Source organism: Bacillus cereus (assembly GCF_002567495.1).
GTDB lineage: Bacteria > Bacillota > Bacilli > Bacillales > Bacillaceae_G > Bacillus_A > Bacillus_A cereus_AQ.
The window spans coordinates 12,735-29,084 of sequence record NZ_NVAP01000012.1; the positions used below are offsets into that span (position 1 = coordinate 12,735).

The window sequence follows — 16,350 nt, forward strand, 5'->3', positions numbered from 1 at the left end:
TAAATATGTCACATCTCTTTAGCTACAACATGTACTCGCTTTTGCCCACTAGGTAAAATAGCTTGGTATAAACACGTAACAAAAAATAATAAACCAAATAAAATAATATACAAAGTATCCGCCTCAATCCATTTCGGGAATAACATAGCTATCGCTCCAAGAGATAACAATTGAAACCCTGTCGTTAATGGACTTAGCAAACTTTGAACACGCCCCATAAACGATTCTTCTACGATCTCATACATCCATCCTGATATTGCAACATTAATAAACGGTAAAAAGAATGTCGCTAAAGCGATACATACATAAAAAGACCATACGTAATTTACAAAGTAACACATACCAAAGAAGACTCCTGAGCCTGCCATACCAAAAACTATAATAGATTTTGGCGCATATTTCTTACCTATACTCGTTGCTACTATGCTTCCAATTAGTAATGAAATCCCTCCAACTACACCGCCCACCATTGCTAAACTTTCATACGTTTCTGGAGCTAGTTTGTATTTTAATATGTAAGTAGTGGATACACTTAAAACACCATTTAATAATCCAAATACGATAAATCCTAAAAGTAATTTTTTTAAAGTTTCATTTTGGTATATATACCTAATCCCTTCTTTAAACTCTGTTATTAACATCTTCAAATTAACTTCTTTCCATTTTGTTCTACCATTTGGTAAACGAACTTTTTCTGGAATGGAGATTGTTTGAATCAAAATACCACTCATAATAAAAGTGAGCGTATTTACTAAAATGCTCCCGTAAATTCCAAAAGTCCAGTACACCATCGTTGCAATTCCTACACCAAACAAAGCATACAAACTATTTACCATTTGATTAATACCCGCTGCTGCGCCGTATTGGTCTGATTCAACTACTCCCTGTATCATCGATTGTTCTGCTGGAGAGAAAAATTGTATACACGCATTTTCCAAAAATAAAAATATAAAGACAAGTATAATCATCCCGTAATAAAGCGAAATTAGGATTCCAATATTACAAAGCGAACAACATATATTACTTACTGTACATATACGCTGTCTATCAAACCGATCCACTACTGTCCCTACCAATAGAAAAAAGATTAGTGCAGGTAACGCAATCATAATTTGCGTCGTTGTTGCGTAAACTGGTTGTTTTCCGTATTGATCTAACAAGTAAAACATTAAAGAAATTCCAGCAATCATAGAACCGAGTCGCTCTAAAATATTTGCTAGAAAAAAACGTGCATACACTTTGTTGCGAAATAACTGTAGCATTGCTTTCATACTTCGTATCCTTTCTCTCGACAAAATAGTATTATTTTAGTCATTTCTTGGAAGTTATATTATATTTTTCGACCATTATCCAATCTTTTCCTTCTTTATAAAAAACATAAAAAAAGAGCCCTTATTCTCAACACAAGGACTCTTTTCATAAACTATTTAGCTACCTCTTCTTTCGGCATTACCATACCTTTATAAAGTTGAACAGTTATCCAGTAATAAATGAAATAAATGACTAAGAAAATTCCTATTGGCACCCACACTTTCACAAACGGGTCAACTAATATAAAGCTAAATAAGTTAAGCCCTACTAAAACGTGAGAAATGCCAATGATCGCTGGGAAGATAAATAAATATGAAATTTCTTTATATATACTTTTCGTTAACATACTGCGTCTCACACCAATTTTTCGTAACATTTCATAACGGCGTACGTCGCGAGAAGCACCTGTTAATATTTTGAACATAAGTGAACTTGCCATCATTGCTAAAAAGGCAATTCCGAGGAAAAATCCCATAAACATTGTTCCGCTCATGAAGCTGTTCATAAACTGATAAATTGTCATTTTCGTAAATAAGTCTACCTTTTCACCTGTTGCTTTTTCAATTTGTGCTTTTTGTCTCTTGTCTATTTCGATCAATAACGGTTTATATTTTTTCATATCATCTACTTTTGCTAATGTTACAGTGTGTTCTGTTCCTTGAATTCCTTTATAATGCTCTTCGTCTGCAATTCTTACTGGTTTTCCGCTAAATTGATTATGCGTAATTTGTATCTCTCTTACAACTGCGTCTTCCCAATCCTTTGGCATACGAGGGAATTTTGCTAATTCAGGAGCCTCTAAAGCTGAATATACAGGTTCAGTTAAAGGTTCAGTCACACGTTTACGAACAGGCTCTTTTAACGTTTTTGTATCAAAATGGTCTGAAACAAGTGGTGGTTTCGCAGTTAAGTCGTTACGTAAATAATAAACCGCTTCTCCATCTACTTTATATTTGTACTTGCTTTCTTCAACAATTTCCATTTCTTTTAAGGCAGCTTTGTCTTGATCATTCGGATCATGAATTACAACATCATATACACGAGAAAAGTCTGTCATAATACCTACATTTTTTTGGAACGCCATACCTGCCGTCATCGCACCTGCGCCTAATGCAATTAACATAGCTACAGTACCTAATACTCTCGATAAACTATTTACTCGAAAGCGTAGCTGTGCATATGTAAAACTATTTAAGCCCGTTTCATTTCGTTTTTTATTCCCCTTAATTTTCATCACAAAAAATGGGAGTAATGAACTAAAGATAAAATATGTTCCAAGTGTTGTAACGATGGTTGCTATAATAAAACCTAATTCAGCATATATTTTTACATTGATCATAAAATAGTACCCTGTACTTACTAGTAATACACCAAGTACTGTCATTATAATAATGCGAGTTTTACTTTTCTTTACTTCATCTAGTGTTTCATCTTCACGAATTAACTCTAGTTCAGTTTTACGTAACAATCGGACACTGTTCATTAAGCCAGTAATGAAAAATAGTATTAAGAAGAAAATAGCTGTAACTAAAATTGCTGGTGTGTATACAGATGCATAACTACCTTTTGCTGAAATTTCCATTCCATTCATTAAAAAGTTTCCTGCTACACTTGCAAGTAACATCCCTACTAAAATACCGATAATAATACTGACAATACCCATACCGAATGTTTCAATAAATAATAACTGTGCTACTTTTTTCTTTTTTGCACCAAGCATCATGTACATACCGAGTTCTTTTCTTCTTAACGTGAGTAAGAAAGAGTTGGCATATATAATATAAAATACAGTAATGAAAGATAATAGTATTGCACCTACCCAAAAGACGAGTCTAATACTACTAATTAGGCTATTATCTTTCGTAAATTCACTATTCATCGCCATTGTTTGGAACATGTAGAAAATACTAATACTAATAACGAGACCAATAAGTAAAACCATATAATCTTTTAACATCTTTTTCATACTATGACGTGATAATTTAAATAACATAGTTTCGCCCCCTATTTAGACTCAGCAGCTGAGCCCATATGAGCGAGCACACCTAAAATGTCTTGATAGAAATTCTCTCTAGTGCCTTGACGATTTAATTCTTTATAAAGAAGACCATCTTGAATAAATAAAATACGTTCACAATAACTGGCACTAAATGCATCGTGTGTAACCATTAAAATACTTACATTGTGATTTTCATGTAAATCTTGCATCGCTTCTAATAAGCTTTTTGCATTTTTACTATCAAGCGCTCCTGTCGGTTCATCCGCTAATACGATTGCTGGATTATGTACTAAAGCTCGAGCTGCCGCTGTTCTTTGCTTTTGTCCTCCAGAAACAGCAGTTGGATATTTTGTTAAAATTTCAGTAATCCCTAATTTCTTCGCAACCTCATTCACCTTTCCAGTAATCTCACTTGAAGGTACGCCTTGCAAAGAAAGTGGTAAAGCGATATTTTCATAAATTGATAAGTTTTCTAGTAAGTTAAAATCTTGAAAAATGAACCCTAATTTTTGAGATCGAAAATCTGATAAGGCATTCCCCTTCATTGAAGTAATATTTGTGCCAGCTATTGTCACACTGCCACCTGTCGCTTGATCCAGTGTACTAATCACATTAAGTAGTGTCGTTTTTCCAGACCCAGAAGGACCCATGATCCCGACAAATTCTCCTTCTTTAATACTTAACGATACGCCTCTTAATGCTTTTGACTGATTCTCATTTCTTTTCCCATACGTTTTTTCTACACTTTCTACAGTAACTACATTTGTTGACATCTCTTTCACTCCATCCCTTTTGTATAAAATTAATTTCTCACATATTTCTTATTATTTTGTCATGTAAATTCTTAAGAATTTTTTAATTATTCATCCAATAAGAGTTACACCCTTAACATGAACCTATTTCCTACTTCATATTCTCATTTTTCTACAACTCGTTCCCTCGATTTCGCTTACATTTACCTTACATTTTTGTAAGATAAAAAAGAAAACACACTAATTTCTAATAGTGTGTTTTCTTTACAATCAATATTTTCTATTCTTTATTTCTTCTTCAATACTTGCCACAAATACATCTAGCGCAACAACTTCTGACTTCTCTTCTCCATATTTACGTACATTTACAGCTCCGTTTTCCATTTCCTTATCCCCAATAACAAGAACATACGGTACTTTTTGCATTTGTGCTTCTCTTATTTTATATCCTAATTTTTCATCTCGTGCATCCTCTTCAACACGAACTCCAGCTTGTGCTAATTTATGTGCAATCTCATTGGCATATTGTTCATGTACTGCATTTGAAACTGGAATTACTTTCACTTGAACTGGTGCCACCCATGCTGGGAACGCACCTCCAAAGTGCTCAATTAATATTGCTAAGAAACGATCTAAAGATCCTAAAACTGCTCTATGAATGACAACTGGTCTTTTCTTTTCATTCTTCTCATCTATATAATTCAAATCAAATTTCTCTGGCATTTGGAAATCAAGCTGGATTGTTCCGCACTGATGACTTCTATTTAAAGCATCTTTAATATGGAAATCAATTTTCGGTCCGTAAAATGCACCGTCACCTTCATTTAGTCTATATTTATAATTTAGCGATTGTAATACATTTTCTAATGCTGCTTCTGCTTGCTCCCATAATTTATCGTCACCCATTGAATCTTCTGGACGAGTAGAAAGCTCTACTTCATATTCGAATCCAAAAGTTTTATATACGTAATCAATTTGCTCCATTACGGATTTGATTTCATCTTCAATTTGTTTTGGAGTTACAAATAAATGTGCATCATCTTGGCAGAAAGTACGTACTCTTAATAATCCGTTTAACGCACCACTAAATTCATGGCGATGTACTTGACCAAATTCACACATACGAATCGGTAATTCGCGATAAGAATGCAATTTATTTTTAAACATAAGCATGTGCCCTGGGCAGTTCATCGGTTTTAATGCAAAACTTTTATTATCTACTTCTGAGAAATACATATTATCTTTATAATGTCCCCAGTGCCCTGATCTCTCCCATACTTCTTGGTTCATCATGAATGGAGTGCGTACTTCTTGGTAATTGTACTCTTTTTGAATTTCTCTTAAAAATGCTTCTAATTCATTACGAATCATTTGTCCTTTCGGTAAATAAAACGGCATTCCCGGAGCCTCTTCAGAAAACATAAATAACTCAAGCTCACTGCCTAACTTACGATGATTTCTTTTTGCTGCTTCTTCAACGAAATGTAAATACTCTTCTAATTCTTTCTGAGAAGAGTATGCAACACCATATATGCGCTGAAGCACTTGGTTATTACTATCACCTCGCCAATATGCACCAGAAACGTGAGTTAATTGAAATGCTTTCAAATAACCTGTAGATGGTAAATGTGGCCCTCTGCATAAATCTACAAATTCACCTTGCTTATATAGTGTTACACTTTCCGCATCAGGAATCGCTTCTAAAAGTTCTAATTTCAAACTATCATCTATTTCTTGAAACAGTTTAGCTGCTTCTTCTCGAGAAACCTCAACTCGTTCTATCTTTATATTTTCATTTATAATCTTTTTCATTTCTTTCTCGATTTTTCGCAAGTCTTCTACGTTTACACTACTTGGAAGATCCATATCATAATAAAATCCATTTTCAATAACAGGCCCTACCCCAAGATTTATATCACCATACAACCTTTTTACAGCTTGCGCTAAAATATGTGCCGCGGAATGTCTTGCAATTTCTACACCTTCATTTGAATCTATAGTAATGATTTCAACTTCCGCATTTTCTTCTATATTTCGGCGTAAATCATATAACTGATGATTTACTTTCCCCGCGACCGCTTTCTTTTTCAAACTACTGCTAATGGATGCCGCAATTTCTTCTAAAGTAACTCCATTTACAAATTCTTTCACGCTATCATCTGGAAATTTAATTTCAATCATTTGTTCTTTCATTTTTCATCTCTCCATTTCATAATAAAAAGCACACTCATCCCTAATATAGGGACGAGCGTGCTTTTACCCGTGGTTCCACCCAGATTCCCATCACAATATGCAATGGCTTCTTTTACGGTAACGTCGTTTACACGGCACTAGATACTTGATTTCCCCAGTGCAGCTCTAAGGTGGTAAGTTATTTTTCTGCGTTAGGAAGTTCTCAGCTTTCCTTCCTTCTCTGTATAACCGGGTAAAATAACTCGTGTCCTTTTCTTCGCTTATTATGAAATTGCATGCAAAAAAGCATATTCATCCCTAAAATAGGGACGAATATGCTTATATCCGTGGTTCCACCCAGATTCCCATCACAAAAAAACATAATGGCTTCTTTTGCGATAACGTCGCATACACGGCACTAGATACTTCATTTCCCTAGTGCAGCTCTAAGGTGGTAAGTTATTCTTCTGCGTTAGGAAGTTCTCAGCTTTCCTTCCTTCTCTGTATAACCGGGTAAAATAACTCGTGTCCTTTTCTTTGCTTTTGTAAAACATCCATTTATTGTTATTTACTATATCTTATTCATTTTACTATTGCAAGTGTTTAAAAAAGTTTTTTTATTAAATAAAAAAAGAAACCAAAAATAGATTTTTGGTTTCTCCCTTCTCAATTTTACCAATCTTGTGGTTCGTAATTTAAGTCTGAAAATAGACGTCGTTTCTCTTTCTTCGATAAATCTCTCCACTGTCCAACAGGTAAATTATTCAATTCGATATTCATAATTCTCGTACGTTTTAACGTGTATACTTGATAACCTAAAGCTTCACACATACGGCGAATTTGGCGATTTAACCCTTGTGTTAAAATAATTTTAAATTCATATTTTGATAACTGTGTAATCTCACATGGAAGCGTTTTTGTTCCTAAAATTTTAACACCTGCTGCCATTTGCTCTAGAAAATCAGGCGTAATCGGCTTATCTACTGAAACGATATATTCTTTCTCATGTTTGTTTTCAGCACGTAAAATTTCATTAACGATATCACCATCATTCGTTAACAAAATTAAACCGTCTGAGTCTTTATCTAGACGTCCTATGTGACTAATTCGTAAAGGATGATTCACTAAATCGATAATATTACCTTTTACAGCTTTTTCACTCGTACATGTAATACCTACTGGTTTATTTAAAGCGATATATACGTGATCTCGAGCAATTCGCAGCTGCTCTCCATTTACTCGTACATCATCACCTGGATTGACTTGGTCACCAATTTTTGCAACCTTACCGTTAATAATTACTCTTCTCTCATTAATTAGTTTATCCGCTCCACGTCGAGACGCTTTTCCAGCTTCACTAATAAATTTATTGATACGCAAATTAGGCACATCCTTTTCTAAACAAAATTTCAAGCTCACACTGCTTCTACCGTACAATACAAAAGGGTAAGCCTTCTATTATAACTTAAATATATTAACATGAAAGGGTATATAACGTCTTCTATTAATTTCTTGTTTATAAGAAAACATCTAGAATATACATTCATTTATGCACTTTTTCCGTACTTAATATACAAACCATTCTTTCTTACATACAGCTTGTTTTCCTCTTACCTCTTCTATATCTTCATGAATATTAGCTAATTTATATAAATCTGGGAAAATCTCTTCCACATAATGTTGATGCGCTATTTCATCTTTCCAATACGTTAACACTATGTAACGATTTTCATTTTTTAAAGACTTCCCAACTACTCCACCTAACATTCCTTTTGCTTTTTCCATACCTTTATTCCAAATTGTTTCTTGCTTATGTAAAAAATGCTTTTCCTTTTCCACCTTTACATCACATACAGCAACTCTTACGAATGCCCCCTCTATTACAACGTCTTTCAAATGCGAATCAGTTATATCATACAACGTTTGAAATAATTCAATTTCACATGAAAGAAACGTATCCTCTTGATTACTATTTAAATAAATTGTATCGTGAGCACCATTCATAAATGATTGATATGCACTTCTATCTTCCCATAAAGTAAATACACAAGCCTCATCTTCATTCCATCCACCAAATTGTCCATGAAAACCATCTAGATGCTGTATATCACGCCATTTTTCTTGCGCACTGGAAAACAATTCTTTTTTCTCTTCTTCCACCTTACAGTAGATTGTTTTTAGTAACATTTTTAATTCCCCCTTATGATTCGATCCATTTCCCACTCGCCATACTTTCTATTTTTCCATATACACAAACGTTAATTTTTTTGTTATCAACTCCATTACTTACTCGAAATTTGATGACCTCCGTAAATGTTGCAAGTTGATTACCGGAATACTTACCGGGTAAAAATACATCTAAAATATAAAAATTAAAATCTCTTGCTTTCTTATCCTGCTTATAGTTTGCATAATATAATTATGTATTACCGGTTATCTATATCATCAAAAACATACTATTTTATTCTATACGCATAATAATTTTAATTCAAACAATTCAGAATTAAAAACTAAAAAAGATAGGAAGTAAACAATCCTACAATATCATCTACTCCCTATCTTTTTTATCATCAATTATTTTTCAAATATAGAATACGTAATTTCTCCTGGATAATGTAATACAGTTACCTTCCGCTCCCCTTTTTTAAAACTAACAGTATGCCCGTTTTCCCCTAAGTTCTCCCATCCATTTGCTTTTGTAATAGGTATTACACTTATATATTGATAATCCTCTTCCTTATCATCGTTAATATGTAGTGCTGACATTGGCACTGGAAAATCTTTAATTTTAGATTCTTTATTCATAAATATGAATGCAATTAAGCCAACTAATAACATAGCCATTGAAATATTTGAAACTAGTTTTCTTCTATTCATTTTCACTAAAAACCCTCTTTTCTCACATATAACTTTCATCATTTTACTAATTTTAATTATTTGTGTATAGAAAATATACAATTCAAATCATTTCTAACCTATTTTCTCTACTTAAAACAACATTATTGTTATATATTATAATTATAAGTTTTTAAATTTTGGAGGCGTTACACATTGCAAAAATTACTTTTTACTAAATGGACAGTTGTTATTTCTATTTTCATCATTTTCGGTACAATTTTCTACGTTACTAATGTTAAAAATAACAACGAAAAAGCAACTGTAGAAACAGTGGATACAAAAATTTTCAAAACTAAATTACAACCTAAAATCAATGAATTAACTACTAATTATAATGACATCATCGAAAAAGATTGGTTGCCTGCCTGGGAAGAGATTAACACGAATGGAGATTCGGTCGATAGAAACAAACTATTAGTTACAATGAATGCTGTTTCCAAGCAGTATGAAACAATTATGAACGAAATAGACACGCTAAAAATTGAAGAAAACATAACAGATATACATATACAAAAACAACTAATCCAATTCACAACCCAGTTTAAATCTGCATCAAATTTCATGAAAAATGCAGCAAATTTGATTATAGATGGAGCAAATAACTCTACTCCAACCAATGAAACTATTGAAAAAATAAAACATGCTTTAGGACTTGCGGATCAACATATTGTCATCGCTTTATCTACTTTAGATGAAGTTGAAGATAAATTAGGACTTGTAAAAAAATAAAACTGTTTACTATTTTAAAATAAAAAATGATTGCAATTCACAATTTGTATGTCTATAATGTTTTTATTGATTTACAAACAATATGTTTATAAATTTTATAATTCGGATGAACCATTCAGGAGAAGGTCTATTGATCTACCGACGGGGCAAAAAGTTGTTATACCAACTTTGAAACTCTCAGGTCTTGGTTACAAGTAGAACTGCATGGGGACGAATCTCTGGAGAGACTCCCTCTCGCTTTTATATAGCGCGGAGGAAAACGAGCACCGAAGGAGCAAATCCGCTACTTTAGCGGATAATCTCTCAGGTAAAAGGACAGAGACAAGCGAAAGAAAAAGCCGATTTGTATCGGTTTATTTTTCTATCCCTTGTTTCTCCAGAGACCATTTCATTTACTTGAAGTGGTTTTTATTTTTTCTAAAAAAGGAGAATAAAGATGGAGACAGTAAGTAAAGTATTAGAACAAATGAATCAATACGTGTGGGGATTACCAACTTTGTTGCTACTCGTTGGAACTGGTATCATTCTCACAGTGCGTTTAAAAGGTTTACAGTTTAGTAAACTATTATACGCTCACAAACTAGCATTTAAAAAATCAGAAGATAACTCTTCTTCTGGAGATATTAGTCACTTCCAAGCACTCATGACAGCTATGGCCGCAACGATCGGTATGGGAAATATCGCGGGTGTTGCAACCGCTGTTACTATAGGTGGCCCTGGTGCAATTTTTTGGATGTGGATTACCGCATTGTTCGGTATGGCAACAAAGTATGCCGAGGCAATACTTGCAGTGAAATACCGTGTTAGTAATGAAAATGGTGAATATTCAGGTGGGCCAATGTATTATTTAGAACGTGGTTTAGGTAAGAAATGGCTTGCAGTATTATTCGCTATATTCGGTACAACTGCTTCTTTCGGTATTGGTAACATGGTGCAATCTAACTCAGTTGCAGAGGCAATGCGAATTAATTTTTCTTTCCCCCCTGCTTTAACTGGTATACTAATGTCATTTTTAATCGCAATTGTTATATTAGGCGGTGTAAAAAAAATCGGGAAAGTGACAGGATATATCGTTCCTATTAAAGCTTTCTTTTATATAATTGCTGGCCTTATTATTATTTTCTATCACTATGATCAAATTCCAGCGGCATTTTCACTTATTTTTTCTGGTGCATTTAATGGTACGGCAGCTGCTGGTGGTTTTATTGGTGCAACAGTTGCATCAGCTATTCAAATTGGAATGGCGCGTGGTGTATTTGCGAACGAAGCTGGTTTAGGGAGTGCTCCTATCGCTGCCGCTGCAGCAAAAACAGATTCACCTGCAAAACAAGCACTAGTATCTATGACTGGTACTTTCCTAGATACATTTATCGTATGTACAATTACAGGACTTGTATTAATTACAACAGGTGCATGGAAATCAGGAAAGACTGGTGTTGAAGCTACTACACTAGCATTTCAATCAGTATTCGGTACTGCTGGTAGTATGATTCTTGGTATCGCTATAATTTTATTTGCCTACTCTACTATTTTAGGCTGGTCGTATTATGGCGAGAAATGTGTAGCTTATTTGTTTGGGCAAGGTGCCGTACGTTATTATAAAGCAATCTTTATCGCCATGATTGCAATTGGTGCCAATTTAAAACTCGGTATCGTATGGACATTCGCTGATATTGCAAATGGACTTATGGCGATTCCAAACTTAATCGGTCTAATCGGATTAAGTAGTATCGTTGTCGCTGAAACAAATCGTTTTTTACAGGCAGAGAAATTGAAAGAAAGTAATAAAAATCAAGCAAGTTAATCTATCAAAAAAGGAATGACTCATACATGATGAGCATTCCTTTTTTCATCCTCTCTTTTACTCAGTTACTATCATTAAAATTATATTTATATCAATGTTTACTCCTTTTTATTCCTCCAAAAGTTTTTCACATAAATGTCATAAATCGTATGGTCTAACTATATAGTTGAAAAGGAATGCGACATTAAAGTGTCGCTGAAAAACTCATCCAAGAAAAGGGAGGAAAAATCTTTTGAAAAACAAAATCATTGTTTTCCTATCAGTTTTATCATTTATCATTGGTGGTTTCTTCTTTAACACGAATACTTCAAGCGCTGAAACATCATCTACTGATTACGTTCCTAACCAATTAATCGTTAAGTTCAAGCAAAATGCATCTTTAAGTAATGTGCAATCTTTTCATAAATCTGTCGGAGCTAATGTCTTATCTAAAGATGATAAATTAGGTTTTGAAGTCGTTCAATTTTCAAAAGGTACTGTAAAAGAAAAAATAAAGAGTTATAAAAATAATCCAGATGTAGAATATGCAGAACCGAATTATTACGTTCACGCCTTTTGGACTCCAAACGACCCATATTTTAACAATCAATACGGATTACAAAAAATTCAAGCCCCGCAAGCTTGGGATAGTCAAAGAAGCGACTCTGGTGTAAAAGTGGCTATTATTGATACAGGAGTTCAAGGGTCACATCCTGATTTAGCTTCTAAAGTTATTTACGGACATGATTATGTTGATAATGACAATATCTCTGATGATGGCAATGGACACGGTACGCACTGTGCTGGAATTACTGGGGCACTTACGAATAATGGTGTCGGAATAGCTGGTGTTGCACCACAAGCATCGATTTATGCTGTTCGTGTATTAGATAGTCAAGGAAGTGGTACTCTTGATGCTGTTGCCCAAGGCATTAGAGAAGCTGCAGATTCAGGCGCAAAAGTAATTAGTTTAAGTTTAGGTGCCCCAAATGGTGGTACTGCATTACAACAAGCTGTACAATATGCTTGGAATAAAGGCTCTGTTATTGTTGCAGCTGCTGGAAATGCTGGAAATACAAAAGCTAATTACCCTGCCTATTACAACGAAGTGATTGCAGTCGCTTCTACAGATCAATCAGATAAGAAATCTTCATTTTCTACTTATGGTAGCTGGGTAGATGTTGCGGCTCCAGGCTCAAATATATATTCCACTTATAAAGGAAGCACGTATCAATCATTAAGTGGTACATCTATGGCAACACCTCACGTTGCAGGAGTTGCTGCGCTTTTAGCAAATCAAGGTTATAGCAATACACAAATCCGCCAAATTATCGAGTCAACTTCTGATAAAATTAGCGGTACAGGTACGTACTGGAAAAACGGTAGAGTCAACGCATATAAGGCTGTACAATACGCTAAGCAATTACAAGAAAATAAAGCTTCTTAAGAAAACTTTAATCAGTCGATCTACCATGAATGCGGGATAAAATAGAAGGAGAGACTTCTATAATTAAAGCCTCTCCTTCTTACAAACTATATTACTCTCCCTGCTTTTTAACCATATGTAAATACAGTACAAAATCCATCATTGTCGACGAATGACCAAGTTGACGGATCATCGCTGTTATATTTCCTCTATGATATGTACCATGATTTACGACATGTTGTACTAACTCTAAAATTGAAGTTTCTAATGCCTCTGCATATGGGTTCTCAATAACAAATACAGCATTCACGTCTTGTATTGTAATTAAAAAGTCTTTATATTGATTTGCCATGTTTTCAAACATTTTTTCTAATTCATGTAACGATTTAGTTTCAATTTGTTTTCGTAAATTTTCTCGGTCTTGTATTGCTTCATTCATACTTTTACCATGCAATATGTGTAACCACACTTGATCTGTAATATAAATATGCACAAAAGTATCCTTAATGGATGGGAATACACTCTGTATCTGCTCATTAAAAATTGTCTCATAGTTTGGTAACTCTTTTAATCGATTGAATAATCTAGTATTAGCCCAAGCATGGTAATCAAACTGTTTTAATATATAATCTTTCAATTTATATTACCTCCCTATTGTATGAAACGAATAATTTGTTTCTTCGTTTCCGATTCTCTATCAACCTTTGCAATCCCTTTTTCTTTCATTTCATGTTTATTTATCGTTTTATATTTTACATACGTATGAAATTCCGTTTGAAATGGAAATGGTGTAATCCGAATTGTTTCCTCGTCCACCCATTCAGCTTGAATAAGTTTCTCATCCTTACTATTAAACATTTCTGTTCCTTCAAAACCATCTTTAAATAAATCAATTTCATCTTTCTTTTTTACACCAGGCTTATTCATACATACGTATAAAGAAAGTTCATCACAAAACTTTAATAATCTATAATGTTTATCAAACATCGCAAACTGTTCCTTTGTTAACGTTTTCAAAATTCTTTTTTGTCGTTCTAATTCATGTTTATAAAATGACATCATCTCTTCATCTTCCTCGTTTAGTGGAAATGATAAAAAATGTTTACTGCAAAGTAATGCCCCATATGGATTAGAATCTTCAATTTCATTCAAACCAATCGTGTAAAAAACAAAACGTAATGAGCTTGGACAATCCATAAATGTATATGGAATATTTTTAGCATCATTTAAAATTGGTACTTTATCAAGCTCTATCCACCCTCTGTCATGCTCGTATATTGCATCAATTGTCTCTTTTAAGTATGTTTTATCTTCAAAAAAGTCTTCTTTTATATGCTTTGCAATCTCTCCAGCTAAAAAACCATGATCATGTTGACGAATTAATATACTTTCCTTCTCATTTTTTTCACGATAAATCATTCGTATACTCCCCCTCATCCTCATACTAAAGCTTTTTATATGCATCGATTCTTAATTAATCCCTAAATAATAGAAGGGATTCAGTCTCTTGCAACGAAATTAACATAACTATATAGCATTCTTTCTAATCAGAGTGATAGCTTTATCTTTACTATCCATTATACTAAAACATTCATTCCAAAAACTTATTTATGAGGTGAAAACATGAACAAAACGGAATTAATTAAAAACGTGGCACAAACAGCTGATATTTCTCAAAAAGACGCTTCTGCAGCTGTACAATCCGTATTTGACACAATTGCTAATGCATTACAATCTGGAGATAAAGTTCAACTAATCGGCTTTGGAACTTTTGAAGTGCGTGAAAGATCTGCTCGTACAGGTCGTAACCCACAAACTGGAGAAGAAATTCAGATTGCGGCTGGTAAAGTTCCTGCATTTAAAGCAGGTAAAGAATTAAAAGAAGCTGTTAAATAAACAAGAAACCAGCCATTGTATAGGCTGGTTTTTGTTTATTTGTTATTTAAGCAATTCCTTTATATTCTCTGCATGATACACTTCACAAATATAAAATATACATTTGCAATCTCTTACAATTTGATATTTTCTAGTTGGATACACATTCGCTGTAACAGAACATCCATCAAACAATTCGATAATATTTCCAGATGGCTGATATCCTTCATATAATACGTTTCTTCTTACTTCCATCTTTTCTATAAGCTTTTCAACAGGAATATTTCCACTCTCTAATTCACCATTTATTGTGTCCGGTAAAAACGAAGTGTCCGCAAAAATTAGATTTTCAGATAACACCTTACCTTTATAACTAACATTAGATATACGGTAAAGAAATGTTCCATTTTTATCAAAGAAATTCTTTGCTTCTTTTGGAATGTACTGTCTATCAAGTACCTCTTGTTCGAGAACATCAAACTGAACTGTATCATTCAAAAGTTTTTCTAAAGCAAGAATAGATGATGTATTTCCAGAAAATAAAATATTTTTAATTGCTTGTACATTATAAGTTAATTCGCTTTTTCTATTTTCCGCCACTAACATGAGGAACACCTCTTCTATAAAATTTTTTATTTAAGATGTAAAAGTGCCATCGCGTCTAATTGCGTAATTTCAGTCACTTCCTTACTGAATATTGCAACAGAAGCCATATAATCTAAGGTAGGCCTTACATCTTCCATCATTGTATTATCTACTAACTCTTTCCTATCCTTAAAAACTAACAATCTTGGAGCATTATTTGGAGCTGATACTGTAATATTCACCGGTGGAATCAATAGCCCTTCACCTGTCGCTTTCAGCACCGCTTCTTTTCGAGTCCAATATGTCAAAAATCCTTCTATTTTATATTCATCGGGTAATTTCATAACTTGTGCTATTTCAATGTCTGTTAATACGCCCTCTGCCATTTTCATAACGTCTACATTTGGATTCATTTGTTCTACATCTATGCCAACAGGTGCAGATTTTGTAAATGCAACGACAACCCACTCACCTGAATGTGAAACGGATAATTGTGGCATACCTTCTGGTAATTGTGGTCTACCGTGTTGCAATTTACATACTGAGCACATTCGATCGATCGGTACTAGAACTGGTGACATAGAAAGTATCTTGCTGAGAACTAATCTACTAATTACGCAGCCTATTATAAAACGAGCACGATCTGCCGAATGATGATACGAATTTGCTTTCTCTCGCTCTATATCATTTAGTAAATTGTAATGCCATGATTGTAAATCTGAAATTCTTGCCCACCATATTTGACAATCATTCTCATTCAAAGTTGGAATAGAATCTACAACTTTACTTTCTATCATGTAAACTCTCCTTTATTCAACGA

General features: G+C 33.7%; 15 protein-coding genes, 1 riboswitch and 2 other annotated features. Of the genes, 4 read left to right on the forward strand and 11 right to left on the reverse strand.

Going from position 1 to position 16,350, the window contains the following annotated elements; all coding sequences use genetic code 11:
• Positions 1-8 precede the first annotated feature (8 nt).
• The 7 genes from COK05_RS06185 to COK05_RS06215 form a co-directional block, all read right to left on the reverse strand.
• Complete coding sequence (locus COK05_RS06185) at positions 9-1,280, reverse strand: MFS transporter (RefSeq protein ID WP_255290307.1); 1,272 nt, start codon at positions 1,278-1,280, stop codon at positions 9-11.
• Between the two features lie 143 nt (positions 1,281-1,423).
• The gene (locus COK05_RS06190; protein WP_048564091.1) at positions 1,424-3,304 is read right to left on the reverse strand and encodes an FtsX-like permease family protein; all 1,881 of its coding nucleotides are present in this window, start codon (positions 3,302-3,304) and stop codon (positions 1,424-1,426) included.
• 11 nt (positions 3,305-3,315) lie between these two features.
• Entirely contained in the window at positions 3,316-4,083 is a 768-nt protein-coding gene (locus COK05_RS06195) for an ABC transporter ATP-binding protein (protein ID WP_088055989.1), read from the reverse strand.
• 249 nt (positions 4,084-4,332) lie between these two features.
• The gene (gene thrS, locus COK05_RS06200; protein ID WP_098611878.1) at positions 4,333-6,255 is read right to left on the reverse strand and encodes a threonine--tRNA ligase; all 1,923 of its coding nucleotides are present in this window, start codon (positions 6,253-6,255) and stop codon (positions 4,333-4,335) included.
• A gap of 44 nt (positions 6,256-6,299) precedes the next feature.
• Positions 6,300-6,521 (reverse strand) — a binding site (T-box leader).
• Positions 6,522-6,556: 35 nt separating this feature from the next.
• Positions 6,557-6,781 (reverse strand) — a binding site (T-box leader).
• Between the two features lie 125 nt (positions 6,782-6,906).
• Positions 6,907-7,614 carry a pseudouridine synthase gene (locus tag COK05_RS06205; RefSeq protein WP_141538913.1) on the reverse strand — a complete coding sequence of 236 codons (708 nt, stop codon included), beginning with the start codon at positions 7,612-7,614 and terminating at the stop codon, positions 6,907-6,909.
• Positions 7,615-7,800: 186 nt separating this feature from the next.
• Positions 7,801-8,421 carry a YdbC family protein gene (locus COK05_RS06210; protein WP_098611879.1) on the reverse strand — a complete coding sequence of 207 codons (621 nt, stop codon included), beginning with the start codon at positions 8,419-8,421 and terminating at the stop codon, positions 7,801-7,803.
• Positions 8,422-8,808: 387 nt separating this feature from the next.
• Entirely contained in the window at positions 8,809-9,153 is a 345-nt protein-coding gene (locus COK05_RS06215) for a hypothetical protein (protein ID WP_141538914.1), read from the reverse strand.
• Between the two features lie 132 nt (positions 9,154-9,285).
• On the opposite strand from COK05_RS06215, the gene COK05_RS06220 reads away from it, so the two are divergent.
• The 3 genes from COK05_RS06220 to COK05_RS06230 all read left to right on the forward strand — a co-directional run bounded on the left by COK05_RS06220 (position 9,286) and on the right by COK05_RS06230 (position 13,091).
• Positions 9,286-9,861, forward strand: coding sequence for a hypothetical protein (locus COK05_RS06220; RefSeq protein WP_098611881.1), 576 nt, complete (start codon positions 9,286-9,288; stop codon positions 9,859-9,861).
• 208 nt (positions 9,862-10,069) lie between these two features.
• Positions 10,070-10,190: riboswitch (glycine riboswitch) on the forward strand.
• Positions 10,191-10,297: 107 nt separating this feature from the next.
• Complete coding sequence (locus tag COK05_RS06225) at positions 10,298-11,665, forward strand: alanine/glycine:cation symporter family protein (protein WP_098611882.1); 1,368 nt, start codon at positions 10,298-10,300, stop codon at positions 11,663-11,665.
• Positions 11,666-11,897: 232 nt separating this feature from the next.
• Complete coding sequence (locus COK05_RS06230; protein WP_098611883.1) at positions 11,898-13,091, forward strand: S8 family peptidase; 1,194 nt, start codon at positions 11,898-11,900, stop codon at positions 13,089-13,091.
• A gap of 91 nt (positions 13,092-13,182) precedes the next feature.
• On the opposite strand, the gene COK05_RS06235 is transcribed toward COK05_RS06230, so the two are convergent.
• Positions 13,183-13,707, reverse strand: coding sequence for a DinB family protein (locus COK05_RS06235; RefSeq protein WP_043938679.1), 525 nt, complete (start codon positions 13,705-13,707; stop codon positions 13,183-13,185).
• A 14-nt stretch (positions 13,708-13,721) separates the two neighbouring features.
• Positions 13,722-14,489: a DUF3891 family protein gene (locus COK05_RS06240; protein ID WP_098611884.1), complete on the reverse strand. Its 768-nt coding sequence runs from the start codon at positions 14,487-14,489 to the stop codon at positions 13,722-13,724.
• Between the two features lie 204 nt (positions 14,490-14,693).
• On the opposite strand from COK05_RS06240, the gene COK05_RS06245 reads away from it, so the two are divergent.
• Entirely contained in the window at positions 14,694-14,966 is a 273-nt protein-coding gene (locus tag COK05_RS06245) for an HU family DNA-binding protein (RefSeq protein WP_001043908.1), read from the forward strand.
• A gap of 42 nt (positions 14,967-15,008) precedes the next feature.
• Here the strand turns inward: COK05_RS06245 and COK05_RS06250 are convergent, their stop codons facing one another.
• On the reverse strand, positions 15,009-15,551 hold the full coding sequence (locus COK05_RS06250; protein ID WP_098611885.1) for a cold-shock protein: 543 nt from the start codon (positions 15,549-15,551) through the stop codon (positions 15,009-15,011).
• A gap of 26 nt (positions 15,552-15,577) precedes the next feature.
• Entirely contained in the window at positions 15,578-16,327 is a 750-nt protein-coding gene (gene sfp / locus COK05_RS06255; RefSeq protein WP_098611886.1) for a 4'-phosphopantetheinyl transferase Sfp, read from the reverse strand.
• Positions 16,328-16,350 lie beyond the last annotated feature (23 nt).